A 14,085-nucleotide genomic window follows, 5' to 3' on the forward strand; every position below is an offset into this window, starting at 1 on the left:
CGGTATCGGGCTGCCATGCGGCGCGTGGCGCGGCATGGGGACCGTTGCGGGGGCAGCACAGGCCGGGCGCGGACGCCTTCCTGTTTCCCGTTTAAGCCCGGCGCGCGTGGGGCGCGCCGGAACACCAGTTCGGCCCGCACTGTAGCACTGGCGGGCGGGCCGCGACCCATTTTGTTACCATCAAGCGTAGGTTTTCAGGCGTTTTTTGCCTTTTTCGCCACATATTTCCGAGAGTTTCCGTGCCGCATCCCCGCCTGCCTTATCCGCCATCGTCCTATACCCGCGGCGGCGACTTCGTCCGCCTGCTGGAGCAACGCATCCTGATCCTGGACGGCGCCATGGGCACCATGATCCAGCGATACAAGCTCGGCGAAGCCGACTTCCGCGGGGAGCGTTTCGCCGAACATGGCAAGGACCTCAAGGGCGACAACGAGTTGCTGTCGCTGGTGCGGCCCGACATCATCGATGAGATCCACCGCCAGTACCTTGAGGCCGGGGCCGATGTCATCGAAACCAATACCTTCGGGGCCACATCGGTGGCGCAGGGCGACTACGGCCTGCCCGAACTGGCCTATGAACTGAACCTGGCCTCGGCCCGACTGGCCCGCGCCGCCTGCGATGCCTACAGCACGCCCGACAGGCCGCGCTTTGTGGCGGGCGCGCTGGGCCCGCAACCCAAGACCGCGTCGATCTCGCCCGATGTCAACGATCCCGGCGCGCGCAACATTACTTTCGACGAACTGCGGGTGGCGTACACCGAGCAGCTGAACGGCCTGCTCGATGGCGGCATCGACATCGTGCTGATCGAGACGATCTTCGATACGCTGAACGCCAAGGCCGCCATCTTCGCCGTGGAATCCGTGTTCGAAGAGCGGGGCGTGCGGCTGCCGGTCATGATCTCGGGCACCGTCACCGACGCGTCGGGCCGCATCCTGTCGGGCCAGACGGTCGAGGCGTTCTGGAATTCGGTGCGGCACGCGCGGCCGGTCACGATCGGGCTGAACTGCGCGCTGGGCGCCGCGCTGATGCGGCCGTATGTGGCCGAGCTTGCCAAGCTGTGCGACACCTATGTATGTGTGTACCCCAACGCGGGCCTGCCCAACCCCATGGCCGAGACAGGCTTCGATGAAACGCCGGCCGATACATCCGGCCTGCTGGAAGAGTTTGCCCGTGCGGGCCTGGTGAACATGGCCGGCGGCTGCTGCGGCACCACGCCCGATCACATCCGTGCCATCGCCGACAAGGTGGCCAGCCTGACCCCGCGCCAGGTTCCCGAGGTGCCCGTCAAGACGCGGCTGTCGGGCCTGGAACCTTTGAACATCGACGAAGACTCGCTGTTCGTCAACGTGGGCGAACGCACCAACGTGACGGGCAGCAAGATGTTCGCGCGCCTGATCCGCGAGGAAAAATACGACGAGGCGCTGGCCGTGGCCCGCCAGCAGGTCGAGAACGGCGCGCAGATCATCGATATCAACATGGATGAGGCCATGCTCGATTCGGTGGCCTGCATGCGCCGCTTCCTGAACATGATCGCGTCCGAGCCCGACATTGCGCGCGTGCCGATCATGATCGACAGCTCCAAGTGGGAAGTGATCGAGGCCGGCCTGAAATGCGTGCAGGGCAAGGCGGTGGTGAACTCGATCTCGATGAAAGAAGGGGTCGAGGCGTTCCGGCACCACGCCCGCCTGTGCCGCCGCTATGGCGCGGCCGTGGTGGTGATGGCGTTCGACGAGACCGGCCAGGCCGATACGCTGGCCCGCCGCCAGGAAATCTGCGGGCGCGCCTACCGCATACTGGTGGACGAAGAACAGTTTCCGCCGGAAGACATCATCTTCGACCCCAACGTGTTCGCCGTGGCCACCGGCATCGACGAGCATAATCACTACGCCATGGACTTCATCGACAGCGTGCGGTGGGTGCGGCAGAACTTGCCGCATGCGCGCCTGTCGGGCGGCATCTCGAACGTGAGCTTCTCGTTCCGCGGCAACGAGCCCATGCGCGAAGCCATCCATACGGTGTTCCTGTATTACGCCATACGCGAAGGCCTGACGATGGGCATCGTCAACGCGGGCCAGCTGGGCGTGTATGCCGACCTGGACGCCAGGCTGCGCGACCTGGTCGAAGACGTGATCCTGGATCGCGCCGAACCGGTAGGCAAGACAGGCGACGACGACGACCGCACATCCACCGAACGGTTGGTGCAGTTCGCCGACACCGTCAAGGGGTCGGGCGCCAAGAAGGAAGAAGACCTTGCATGGCGGTCGGGCACGGTGGAAGCGCGCCTGTCGCATGCGCTGGTGCATGGCATCACCACCTACATCGTCGAAGACACCGAAGAAGTGCGGCAGAAGATCGCCGCGCGCGGCGGCCGCCCCATCGAGGTGATCGAAGGCCCGCTGATGGACGGCATGAACGTCGTGGGCGACCTGTTCGGGGCGGGCAAGATGTTCCTGCCGCAAGTCGTGAAATCGGCGCGCGTCATGAAGCAGGCCGTCGCGCACCTGATTCCTTTCATCGAAGAAGAAAAGCGCCAGATCGCCGCGGCCGGCGGCGACGTGCGCGCCAAGGGCAAGATGGTGATCGCCACCGTCAAGGGCGACGTGCACGACATCGGCAAGAACATCGTATCGGTGGTCTTGCAATGCAATAACTTCGAAGTCGTGAACATGGGCGTGATGGTGCCCTGCGCGCAGATCCTGGAAAAAGCCAAGGAAGAAAAGGCCGACATCGTGGGCCTGTCGGGCCTGATCACGCCCAGCCTGGAAGAAATGGCCTACGTGGCCTCGGAAATGCAGCGCGACCCGTACTTCCGCGAGCGCAAGATTCCGCTGATGATAGGCGGGGCCACCACCAGCCGCGTGCATACCGCGGTGAAGATCGCGCCGAACTACGAAGGGCCGGTGGTCTATACCCCGGACGCCAGCCGCGCGGTGGGCGTGGCCGCCAACCTGGTGTCCGACCAGGCCCAGGCGTTTATCGACGACATTGCCGACGAATACGAACAGGTGCGCCGCCGCCACGCCAACCGCAAGGCCACGCCGCTGGTGTCGCTGGAGGCGGCCCGCGCGGCGCGTCCGCAGATCGACTGGGCCAGCTATACACCGCCGCGCCCGAAATTCATCGGCCGGCGCGCCTTTAAAAGCTACGACTTGGCCGAGATCGCCAGGTATCTGGACTGGACGCCGTTCTTCCAGACCTGGAGCCTGTTCGGCCAGTTTCCGGCCATTCTGGACGACAAGGTGGTGGGCGAACAGGCCCGCAAGGTATACGCCGACGGCCAGGCCATGCTCAAGCGCATCATCGAGGGCCGGTGGCTCACCGCCAACGGCGCCGTGGCCTTCTACCCGGCCAATACGGTCAACGACGAAGACATCGAGGTATATACCGACGATACGCGCAGCGAGGTGCTGTTCACCTACCGCAACCTGCGCCAGCAGGGCGTCAAGCGCGAGGGTGTCGCCAACAAGTGCCTGGCCGACTACATCGCTCCCAAATCCAGCGGCGTGGCCGACTACATAGGCCTGTTCGCGGTGACGGCGGGCCTGGGCATCGAGAAAAAAGAAGCCGAGTTCCAGGCCGCGCTGGACGACTATTCCAGCATCATGCTCAAGGCGATGGCCGATCGCCTGGCCGAAGCGTTCGCCGAGTGCCTGCATGCGCGCGTCCGCCAGGATTTGTGGGGCTACGCGCCCGACGAAGCCTGGACCAACGAAGACATGATCGCCGAGAAGTACGTGGGCATCCGCCCGGCGCCGGGGTATCCGGCCTGCCCCGAGCACGTGGTCAAGCGCGACATGTTCCGCGTGCTGGACGGCGACGACATCGGCATGCAGCTGACCGACAGCTATGCCATGTACCCGGCTTCAAGCGTGTCCGGCTTCTACTTCAGCCATCCGCAGTCGCAGTACTTCAACGTCGGCAACATCGGCGCCGACCAGCTCGCCGACTACATCGCGCGCAGCGGGCGCAGCGAAGAAGACGTGCGTCGCACCCTGGCCAGCAGCCTGGGATAGCCTGGCCGCCGGCCAGACAGCCGGCACGCACGCGGCGTGTCCCGGCAGGCGCCGGGCACACCGTGTTGCGCCGGGGGCTGTGTCGTTTACCCAAGGGGGTGTCTGACACCTTTGGAGTCAGACACCAGCGCAGCGGTTACCAGTGCAGCGGTGTGACGCCATCCGTGGACTTTGGTGTCTGACTCCCGCCGGGTGTCAGACACCGCCACGTGCAAGGCGACTTCTGGGATTTTGGTGTCTGACTCCCACCGGGTGTCAGACACCGCCACGCGCCAGGCGACTTCTGCGACTTTGGTGTCTGACTCCCACCGGGTGTCAGACACCGCCACGCGCAAGGCGACTTCTGCGACTTTGGTTCTGACTCCCACCGGGTGTCAGACACCGCCACGCGCAAGGCGACTTCTGGGACTTTGGTGTCTGACTCCCAGCGGGTGTCAGACACCGCCACGCGCCAGGCGACTTCTGCGCATGTGCCGCGGCGCGCCCGGGGCTGTGTCGTTTACCGGATAAGATTAGCGTTTGCCACGGCCGTATCACGTTCGATTCTTCATCCTGTATGCCGCCGCCCGCCAGCCAGCTGGAAAGTTCCGCCCGTCGCCGCCAGGCGCTGGGCGAGTTCGTGCGCGCCGCGCGTGCCCGCATTACGCCGCAGATGGCGGGGCTGCCCGAAGGCTCGCGGCGCCGCACGCCGGGGCTGCGGCGCGAAGAGGTGGCGCAGCTGTGCGGCATCAGCGTCACCTGGTACACCTGGATCGAGCAGGGGCGCGAGGTATCGGTGTCGCCGTCAGTGTGGGCGCGCATTGCCGGCGTGCTGCAGCTGGCGCGCGCCGAACGCGCCTATCTGTTCGAACTGTCCGAATGCGCCGACCCCCAGCACCCGCGCGACGACTCCAGCGAAGCGGCCGGCCTGCTGCGAGAATGCGTGGATGCGATTACCGCCCCCGCTTATGTGCTCGACCGCGCCTGGAACGTGCTGGTGCACAACGATTCCATGCGCGAGCTGTTCGACGACTGGCCAGTGCGGGATCCCCACCCCAACTTGTTGCGGTACATCTTCCTGGACCCGGCGGCGCGCCAGCTGGTGGTGGACTGGGACCAGCGCGCTCGTCGGGTGGTGGCCGAGTTCCGCGCCGATGCCGGCGCGCACCTGGATGAAACCGACGTATTGGCCTTGCTGGACGAACTGAACCGCGACAGCGACGTGTTCGCCCACTGGTGGACGCGCCATGCCGTCGTCGAGCGCGAAGGCGGCGTGCGCGAATTCCAGCACCCGCGCCTGGGCCGACTGGCATATCGCCAGACCACCTTTCGCCTGGCCACCCATCCCGACCTGAAACTGGTGATGCTGCTCGAAGGCGCGTGAAGTCCGTCCCGCGGGCCACGGCCGCGGCGCCGACCGGTGCTTGGCTCCCGCAGAGTGCCAGACACCCTCCCGCGCGACTCGCGGGCCACGGCCGCAAGTTCAGTCGGGCAGGCCCGCTTCCAGCAACCCGTCGATCAGCTTGCGTACCGGCGCGGGCAGCGCCATGCCGGGCAGGTCCGCCGCGTCCGCCCAACGCTGCGCCGGCCCGGGCTCGGCCAGGGAAGCCGCCGGCTGTACCGGCACATACCAGGGCTTGATATGCAGGCGGTAATGCGTAAAGGTATGCGCGAACGCCGCGAGCTCATAGCGCCGCAGCGGCTGCAGGCCCAGCCGCTGCACGGCCTGCGCGGGATCGCTGCCCGCCTCGAATTCCGGCAGGCTCCAGAGCCCGCCCCAGATACCGGGCGAAGGCCGCAATTGCAGCAGAATCGCGCCATCGCGCTGCAACACCAGCATGCCCGTCTGGCGTTCGGGGATCGCCTTGCGTGTCTTGGGCGTGGGCAGCTCGGCCTGCCGGCCTTCGCGGCGCGCCACACAGGTGTCGGCCAACGGGCAGTGCCCGCAATCCGGCTTGCCGCGCGTACAGAGCGTCGCGCCCAGATCCATCAGCCCCTGCGTATACGCGGCCATGTCCAGCCTGGGAGCAGCCGCCACCTGAGCCTCGGCCAATGCCCACAGACGTTGTTCGACATCGCGGCGCGCCGGGTCGCCTGCGATGCCGAAGTGACGGGTGAATACGCGCTTGACGTTGCCGTCCAGAATGGGCGCCCGCTCGCCATATGCAAACGCCGCAATGGCCGCCGCCGTCGAGCGGCCGATTCCGGGCAGGGTGGCGATCTGTTGGGCAGTGGGGGGAAACCGGCCGTTCCACTCGTTCACGACCGCCTGTGCACAGCGATGCAGATTGCGGGCCCGTGCGTAATAGCCCAGGCCGGCCCAATAGGGCATCACCTCGTCCTGCGACGCAGCCGCCAGCGCGGCGACATCCGGAAACCGCTCGAGAAAGCGCTGGTAGTAGGGGATGACCGTGGCCACCTGAGTCTGCTGCAGCATGATCTCGGACAGCCAGATCCGGTAGGGGTCTTGCGTGCCCTGCCAGGGCAGGCCATGGCGGCCATGGCTGCGTTGCCAGGCAACGATGCGGGAGGCGAAATCCATGGGCGGGATTATCGCACTACCGGACCGCAATCCCTTTCGACGGGCGGCGAGTTGAAGCAGGGCAGCAAATGGACGTTGGTCAGTCCATCTGAATATCCAGCCGCTTGACGACCGGACTCCAGAGCTCAAGTTCGTCGGCCATGATCCGGGCTGAGGCGACTGCGTCGTTCGGAAACGGCGTGGCGCCTACTTCAATCAATTTAGTGGTGAAGTCAGGCTCTTTCGTCATGGCAAGCACCGCATCCTGGATTTTCTTGACCACGGCTTGCGGGGTCTTGGCCGGCACCATGACGCCGTACCAGGAGTCGAGTACGGCATTCTTCACGCCACCCTCGCCAAATGTCGGTACATCCGGAATCGACGGAGCGCGTGCTTCCGATGCGACGCCGAGTAGTCGAATTTTGCCGGCCGAGACGTGAGACATCACGTTGGGGAGATTTACAAATAATGCCTGAACTTCGCCAGACAGCAGATCGGCCGTGGCGGGCGCAGCGCCCTTATAGGGGATATGGGTCAGCTTGACCTTCGCGCGGTCCTGGAACACTTCGCCAACCAGGTGGTTGATCGAACCTATGCCAGCCGAGCCCATATTGATGGCGCCAGGATTCGACTTTGCATACGCGACGAATTCGTCCAGGGTATTGGCCGGCGTATTAAGGGAAACGGCCAGTACATTCGGCACCGCAGCAAAGGTGGCGACGGTGATCAGGTCTTTATTGCTATCGAAATCCAGGTTTTTATACAGCAGGGGTTGCAAAACCTGCCCCTGGGTGCCTACTAGTAGGGTGTATCCATCCGCGGGCGCCTTCACGGCGTAACTCGTTCCAATGATGCCGCCGGCCCCAGGACGGTTGTTGACGATGACGGGCTGCCCCAGGTACCCCGCCAGTCTTTCGGCAATGATGCGGCCCATGAGGTCTACCGTTCCGCCCGGGGCGAAGGGGACGACGAGCGTAATGGGTTTGCTGGGATAATCCTGGGCGTTGGCATGGAATGAAAGCGCCAGTGCGACGATTGCTGCAAGCTTCTTGAACATGGTTGGGTTTCCTCTTGTCTCTTTGATCATCTGCGGTTGTGGCACGGCAGAAGGCGTGCGTGTCGGAGTACCGGGCTTGCTCAGTTCAGCCCGACCATTGCGCTGCTGATGACGCTCGCATCGTTGCGGCTGTTGCTATCTGTGCCCTGCGAGCTTGCAGCCATGTGCTCTGTTCGCCAACGACGGTTCTGGCATCTTCGAGAAGGCTCATGGTCTCTGCGGCGGCGGTGCCTCCCGAAGACGTACGTGAACTGACAAACGCCCGGGCGTCGAGGCTTTCCCGAATAACGGCGCTCGACAGGCCGGGATCGGCTACGTTTAGTTCTCGCGCGGCTTCACTTAACAGCTCAGCGGTGACGCCATCTCGGGAAACGTCCCTTTCGGAACATAGGCGTACCAGGCGCGCCACCAAGCTGTGCGCTTCACGGAACGACAGGCCGCTGCTGTGCACGATCCGGTCGGCGAGGCTGGTCGCGGTCGACCAGTTGGATTCCGCGGCTCGGGCCATCCGGTTTTCGTGCACGGTCAAACTTTCGATCATCCCGGTCATCAGGTCCAGGCAGCCGTTCGTATCGGCGAATGCTTTGTCAAGCAACGGTAGCTCGCGCATTACGACATCGCCTGTGCCTTCCGCGCGGAAGGTGGCCAACGCTGTCGTGAGCCAGGTCGTGGCGCCCCCGGCGGCAAACTTTACGACTTCGAGTCCGGCCGGGTTCTTCTTTTGGGGGAAGATCGAACTGGTGCCGCAGAATGCGTCGGCGGTTTCTACAAACGCAAACTCATGCGCCGACCACAGGTGAAGATCAGTGGCCAGGTCGTTGAGCGTGGACATCACGAATGACAGTGCTGAGGCCACCTCTGCCGCGTAATAGGCTTCGCGCGCCAGCTTGGCGTTTGCGATGATCCCGTCGAAGGCCAGCAGTTCGGTGGTGCGCTGCCGGTTGATCGGCCAAGCCGTGCCGGAAAGACCTGCAGCACCGAGAGGATTCAGGTTCAGTCGCGTGAACGCGCTGCGCAGCCGGTCGAAATCATCCGACAGCTTTGTGCTGAACGACAGCAGATAATGCCCAAAATTGGTGGGGTGGGCATGCTGCATGCATGTATACCCGGGCATCAGCGTACCGACATGCCTGGATGCAAGGTCAAGCAGGGCGTCTTGCAGACGGATGATTAGGTTGAACGTATCCAGCAGCAGGCGCCGTTTGTACAGGCGACGTACCGTCGGGCCCTGATCCAGACGGCTGCGCCCGGTGTGCATTCTTCCGCCTACCGCCTCGCCGATCTGCTGGAAAAGATAGCTTTCGACCTGCAGCAAGAAGCTGCCCCGCATGGGATCGATAGGGAAGCTCTCGGGCCCCAGCGCCACGATATCCTGGAGCGTGGACAGAATCAGCCGCGCGTGGGTCGGTTCGAGAATGCCCTGCTCGGCGAGCATGATCGTATGCGCGATATCAACCTGCAGGTATTCATGGAACTGCAGCAGTTCTCGCTCCAGGTGGGGGCGCTCGAAGTACTTCACCATCAAATCAGAGGGCGCTGAAGTCAGTCGTGCCTCGACGAGGGTGCGTGTTGGTGCAGGCGGTTCGGCCCATTGGTTCACAACATCTTCTCCATGCAGATATTCCTGGGCATTACTTGGCTTGCAATGGCAATGCCGGGATTGACTGCAGAGCACTTTATTTTCTATAAGGTCATTCGTCCAATTAATTTTGATCGCCGATTTTGATAAGTTCGGCTGATGAGACGCGCATGGAAATACGTCAGATCGAAGCATTTGTCTCAATTGCGACCCTACGGAACTTCCGGGTCGCAGCGAACCGGTTGCACATTACGCAACCGGCCGTTTCCATGCGACTGGCTTCGCTGGAACGCGAACTTGGCGTGGACCTCATTGACCGCAGCGGTGGCGATGTTCAGCTGACACCAAAGGGGATGCAGCTGCTGCAACTCGCCGAGCACCTGCTCGACACCACGGCTGAACTGAAGACATTGGCATCCGGCGGCGAACGCAAACTACAGCGCGTTCGTATTGGCACGACCAGTACCATCGTGAATGCCTGGATCGTGGATCTGTTCAAGGAAATCGAACGCGACTTGCCGCACCTGACTGCAGAGCTGATGGTGGATACGTCGCCACGGCTGCGTAGCCTGCTTGAGCGCGGCGAGTTGGACTTGGCGATCATCATGGGAAACACATTGAGCGCAGGGGTACGCAACCTGCTGCTTGCCCGCTACGAAACGCGATGGGTAGTCAGCGGGCAATTGCGGCTTCCCAAGGCCGCCTCGCTGGCCGACATGGCGCAGCATCCGATCATGACCTATGCACGGGACTCGGCGACGTACGGTGCCATCGAAGAACTGTTTCGCAACAACGGACTGTGGCCAATCCGCATCAGCTGCACCAATTCAGCCGAAGCCTTGCTGGGTATTGTGAAAGCAGGCATGGGCATTGGGATCATCAGTGAGGCATGCGTAGGCGCCGCGCAGGATGCCAGGTCGCTGCGGATCATCGAAGGGGCTCCCGCGCTGCCCGTCTACGAATATTTCGCCTCCTACCACGTGGACTCCGTAGGCCGCGTGGGGATGATGGTCGCCGAACTGGCCCAGCGGGTGTGCTGGGAGCATGCGGCACGAAAGAAGTGAGCTTCAATCGCCGTCTGAACCGCCGCTAGTCGCAAGCCCGACGCGGCTCCGACAGCAACCGAAACCTGGCGCCGCCCTCGCACCTGGCCGCCCCCCGATATGCCATCGGGTTCCGTCCCTATTGCATCCCCCCGAGTCCCCGGGTACAACCCTGATAGAACAACGGCACTTTCGCCCGTTCCGGTCCGCCGCGGCTTCACAAGAGCCGGCAGGCGACACCGGGCCGGACATCCAAGACCCTCGGAGTAGACATGAATGCCCCACTGACGCCCGCACAACATGCGGCGCTCGCTTCTGTCCAGCTGGACGACAAATACACCCTGGAAACGGGCCGCGCCTGGATGAGCGGCATCCACGCCCTGGTGCGCCTGCCCATGATGCAGCGCCTGCGCGACCTGCGCGCCGGCCTTAACACCGCGGGCTTCGTCTCGGGGTACCGTGGGTCGCCGCTGGGCGGCGTCGACCAGAACATGTGGAAAGCCGCCAAATACCTACAGGCGCATCACATCGAGTTCCAGCCGGGCATCAACGAAGACCTTGCCGCCACTGCTGTCTGGGGCACCCAGCAGGTCAACCTGTTTCCCGGCGCCCGCTATGACGGCGTGTTCGGCATGTGGTACGGCAAAGGCCCCGGCGTGGACCGCAGCGGCGACGTCTTCAAGCATGCCAACGCCGCCGGCACATCGCCGCACGGCGGCGTGCTGGTCGTGGCCGGCGACGACCATCCGGCCAAGTCGTCGACATTGCCTCACCAGAGCGACCACATCCTCAAGGCGTGCATGATTCCCGTGCTGTTTCCGGCGAGCGTGCAGGAGGTGCTGGACTACGGGCTGCACGGCTGGGCAATGAGCCGCTACGCGGGCGTGTGGGTGGGCATGAAATGCATCACCGATATTGTCGAAGTGTCCGCGTCTGTAGACGTCGACCCGCATCGCGTACAGATCGCCCTGCCTGGAGATTTCCAGCTGCCGCCCGACGGCCTAAACATCCGCCTGAACGACACTCCGCTGCAGCAGGAGGCCCGGCTGCTCGACTACAAGCTGTATGCGGCGCTGGCCTACGCACGCGCCAATCGGCTCAACCGCGAGCTGTGGCATGTACCGCAAAGCGTGGCCCGGTTCGGCATCATGACTTCGGGCAAAGCCTATCTGGATACGCGCCAGGCGCTCAGCGACCTGGGCCTGACCGAAGACGTATGCCGCCGTATCGGCGTGAGGCTCTTCAAGGTGGGCATGGTATGGCCCCTGGAAGCCACGGGCGTGCAGCATTTTGCCGAAGGGCTGGACGAGATCCTGGTGGTGGAAGAAAAGCGCCAGGTTCTCGAATACCAGCTGAAAGAAGAGCTGTTCAGCTGGCTTGGCACGGGCAAGAAGATTCCGCGGGTGGTGGGCAAGTTCGACGACAAGGACGGCGGCGAATGGTCGGTGCCCCAGGGCAATTGGCTGCTGCCGGCGCATCATGAGTTCACGCCCGCCATGGTTGCCAAGGCAGTGGGCGCCCGCCTGCTGCGGCTCGAACTGCCCGAAGACGTGCGTGCGGGTATCCAGGCCCGGTTGGCCTTCATCAGCGAGCGCGAACAGGCGCTGGCCCGGCCGCGCGTGGTGACCGAACGCAAGCCCTGGTTCTGTTCGGGCTGTCCGCACAACACCTCGACCCGCGTGCCGGACGGGTCGCGCGGCATGGCGGGTATCGGCTGCCACTATATGGTGACGTGGATGGGCCGCAATACGCAGGTCTACACGCAGATGGGCGGCGAGGGCGTGCCGTGGATAGGCCAGGCTCCCTTTACCGACGAGAAGCACGTCTTTGCCAACCTGGGCGATGGCACGTACTACCATTCCGGCCTGCTGGCCATACGCGCCGCCGTGGCGGCCAAGGTGCCCATCACTTACAAAATACTGTTCAACGATGCGGTGGCCATGACGGGCGGCCAGCCGGTGGATGGCCCCATCGATGTGCCGATGATCACGCGCCAGGTGGCTGCCGAGGGCATCGAGAAAATCGTGGTGGTGACCGACGAGCCCGAAAAGTACCAGGGCGTGACCACGCTGGCTGCCGGCGTGCCGGTGCGCCATCGCGACGAGCTTGACGCCGTCATGCGCGAATTGCGCGACTACCCCGGCGTGTCGGTGCTGGTGTACGACCAGACCTGCGCCACCGAAAAGCGGCGGCGCCGCAAGCGCAACGCCTACCCCGATCCGGCCCGGCGCGTGGTGATCAACGAGCGTGTATGCGAAGGCTGCGGCGATTGTTCCGAGCAGTCGCATTGCCTGTCGGTCGAGCCGCTGGAAACTGAATTCGGCCGCAAGCGCACCATCAACCAGTCCAGCTGCAATAAAGACTTTTCCTGCCTGAAGGGCTTCTGCCCCAGCCTGGTTACTGTTGAAGGCGGGCGCCTGCGCAAGCCCCGTGCGCTGCAGCAACAGGCCCCCATCGACGCCGACCTGCCATCGCCGGCCTTGCCGTCGCTGGACCAGCCGTACGGCGTGTTCGTCGCGGGCGTGGGCGGCACGGGGGTCGTGACCATCGGCCAGCTGCTGGGCATGGCCGCGCACCTGGAAGGCAAGGGCGGCTCGGTGCTCGATATGGCAGGCCTGGCCCAGAAGGGCGGGGCCGTGGCCTCGCATGTAATACTGACCCCGACTTCGGACGAGCTGTTGAATACGCGCGTGGCCATGGGCGAGGCCGACCTGGTGCTGGCCGGCGATCTGGTCGTGGCCGCGGGCCAGGATTCGCTGGCCCGCATGCGGCCCGGCCGCACGCGCGTGCTGCTCAACACCGATGTCGCGCCGACGGCGGCATTCGTCAACAATCCCGACTGGCGTCTGCCGGGCTCGGACCTGCAGGCCGAATTGCGGGCCGCCTGCGGCAACGAGAACGTCGCCATGCTCGACGCGGCGGAACTTGCCGTGGCGCTGCTCGGCGACGCTATCTATGCCAACCCCATGATGCTGGGCTATGCCTACCAGAAGGGCTGGCTGCCGCTGGGGCAGGACGCGTTGCTGCGGGCCATCGAGCTCAACGGGCAGCAGGTGCCGGCCAACCAGGCGGCGTTTGCCTGGGGGCGGCGTGCCGCGCATGACCTGCCCGCCCTGCGACGGCTGGCCGGGCTGGATGCCGCCGCGCGCGCCGACGAGACCGATGGCATTGTGCAGGTGCGGCGCGGGCAGCCGGCGGATGTCGTCGATATCAAGCGGCCCAGCGGAGAGCTTGAAAACCTGGTGGCCGTGCGCAGCAGTTTTCTTACGGCCTATCAGGATGCGGCGTACGCGACGCGCTACCGCGATCTGGTGCAACGCGTGGCCGAGGCGGAACAGGCGGCTACCGGCACCACCCGGCTCGCGGCCGCGGTGGCCCGCTACTACTTCAAGCTGATGGCGTACAAAGATGAATACGAAGTCGCGCGGCTATATACCGACGGCGAATTCATCAAGCAGGTCCAGGCCCAGTTCGAAGGCGACTGGAAGCTGCGGCTGCATCTGGCGCCGCCCCTGTTGGCGCGGCGCGATGCCCAGGGCCATCTGGTCAAGCGCGCCTACGGGCCCGGCATTCTGAAGCTGTTTGCCGTGCTGGCGCGGTTGCGTCGCCTGAGAGGCACCGTGCTGGATGTCTTTGGCTATACCGCCGAGCGCCGCGCCGAACGTGCCTTGATCGACACCTACCGCAACGACATCCTGGCCATTCTGCCCAAACTCAGCCGGGCCAACCTGGATCGCGCGGTGGAACTGGCAAGCCTGCCAGAAACCATACGCGGGTACGGGCACATCAAAGAAGCGGCGATGCAGCGGGCGGCCGCCCGGCGCGCCGAACTGATGCAGGGGTTCAGTGCGCCGGTGCTGCCGATCGACGGGGTGCGGGCGGCCTGACGCCGG

Annotated in this window: 7 protein-coding genes; 4 read left to right on the plus strand and 3 right to left on the minus strand. The window is 64.4% G+C overall.

The annotated features are described in order from the left end of the window. Nucleotides 1-239: 239 nt before the first annotated feature. Nucleotides 240-4,013, plus strand: a complete 3,774-nt coding sequence (gene metH / locus CAL18_RS00990; protein WP_026639429.1) for a methionine synthase — start codon at nucleotides 240-242, stop codon at nucleotides 4,011-4,013. A gap of 556 nt (nucleotides 4,014-4,569) precedes the next feature. After that, the gene (locus CAL18_RS00995) at nucleotides 4,570-5,376 is read left to right on the plus strand and encodes a helix-turn-helix transcriptional regulator (protein ID WP_038852273.1); all 807 of its coding nucleotides are present in this window, start codon (nucleotides 4,570-4,572) and stop codon (nucleotides 5,374-5,376) included. A gap of 99 nt (nucleotides 5,377-5,475) precedes the next feature. Here CAL18_RS00995 and mutY read toward each other — a convergent pair whose 3' ends face one another. The 3 genes from mutY to argH all read right to left on the minus strand — a co-directional run bounded on the left by mutY (nucleotide 5,476) and on the right by argH (nucleotide 9,344). Next, the gene (gene mutY, locus CAL18_RS01000; protein ID WP_170940265.1) at nucleotides 5,476-6,534 is read right to left on the minus strand and encodes an A/G-specific adenine glycosylase; all 1,059 of its coding nucleotides are present in this window, start codon (nucleotides 6,532-6,534) and stop codon (nucleotides 5,476-5,478) included. Nucleotides 6,535-6,613: 79 nt separating this feature from the next. After that, nucleotides 6,614-7,570 (minus strand): Bug family tripartite tricarboxylate transporter substrate binding protein, encoded by a 957-nt coding sequence (locus CAL18_RS01005; RefSeq protein WP_038852272.1) that lies wholly within the window; start codon nucleotides 7,568-7,570, stop codon nucleotides 6,614-6,616. Between the two features lie 85 nt (nucleotides 7,571-7,655). After that, nucleotides 7,656-9,344: an argininosuccinate lyase gene (gene argH, locus CAL18_RS01010; protein ID WP_094817175.1), complete on the minus strand. Its 1,689-nt coding sequence runs from the start codon at nucleotides 9,342-9,344 to the stop codon at nucleotides 7,656-7,658. On the opposite strand from argH, the gene CAL18_RS01015 reads away from it, so the two are divergent. Both CAL18_RS01015 and CAL18_RS01020 read left to right on the plus strand, forming a co-directional pair. Continuing rightward, nucleotides 9,320-10,213 (plus strand): LysR family transcriptional regulator, encoded by an 894-nt coding sequence (locus tag CAL18_RS01015; protein WP_094817176.1) that lies wholly within the window; start codon nucleotides 9,320-9,322, stop codon nucleotides 10,211-10,213. The two genes, argH and CAL18_RS01015, sit on opposite strands and share 25 nt — an antisense overlap. A 251-nt stretch (nucleotides 10,214-10,464) precedes the next feature. Continuing rightward, entirely contained in the window at nucleotides 10,465-14,079 is a 3,615-nt protein-coding gene (locus CAL18_RS01020) for an indolepyruvate ferredoxin oxidoreductase family protein (protein WP_026639422.1), read from the plus strand. Nucleotides 14,080-14,085 lie beyond the last annotated feature (6 nt).

Source organism: Bordetella genomosp. 7, assembly GCF_002261415.1.
In the GTDB taxonomy this organism is placed as follows: Bacteria; Pseudomonadota; Gammaproteobacteria; order Burkholderiales; family Burkholderiaceae_B; genus Bordetella_A.

What these genes read in the sequence shown, in the direction of transcription:
- argH (WP_094817175.1), bottom strand. Translation starts at nt 9,344, where the DNA reads ATGCTTCGATCTGACGTATTTCCATGCGCGTCTCATCAGCCGAACTTA.
- CAL18_RS01020 (WP_026639422.1), top strand. Translation starts at nt 10,465, where the DNA reads ATGAATGCCCCACTGACGCCCGCACAACATGCGGCGCTCGCTTCTGTC.
- CAL18_RS00995 (WP_038852273.1), top strand. Translation starts at nt 4,570, where the DNA reads ATGCCGCCGCCCGCCAGCCAGCTGGAAAGTTCCGCCCGTCGCCGCCAG.
- CAL18_RS01015 (WP_094817176.1), top strand. Translation starts at nt 9,320, where the DNA reads ATGGAAATACGTCAGATCGAAGCATTTGTCTCAATTGCGACCCTACGG.
- CAL18_RS01005 (WP_038852272.1), bottom strand. Translation starts at nt 7,570, where the DNA reads ATGTTCAAGAAGCTTGCAGCAATCGTCGCACTGGCGCTTTCATTCCAT.
- mutY (WP_170940265.1), bottom strand. Translation starts at nt 6,534, where the DNA reads ATGGATTTCGCCTCCCGCATCGTTGCCTGGCAACGCAGCCATGGCCGC.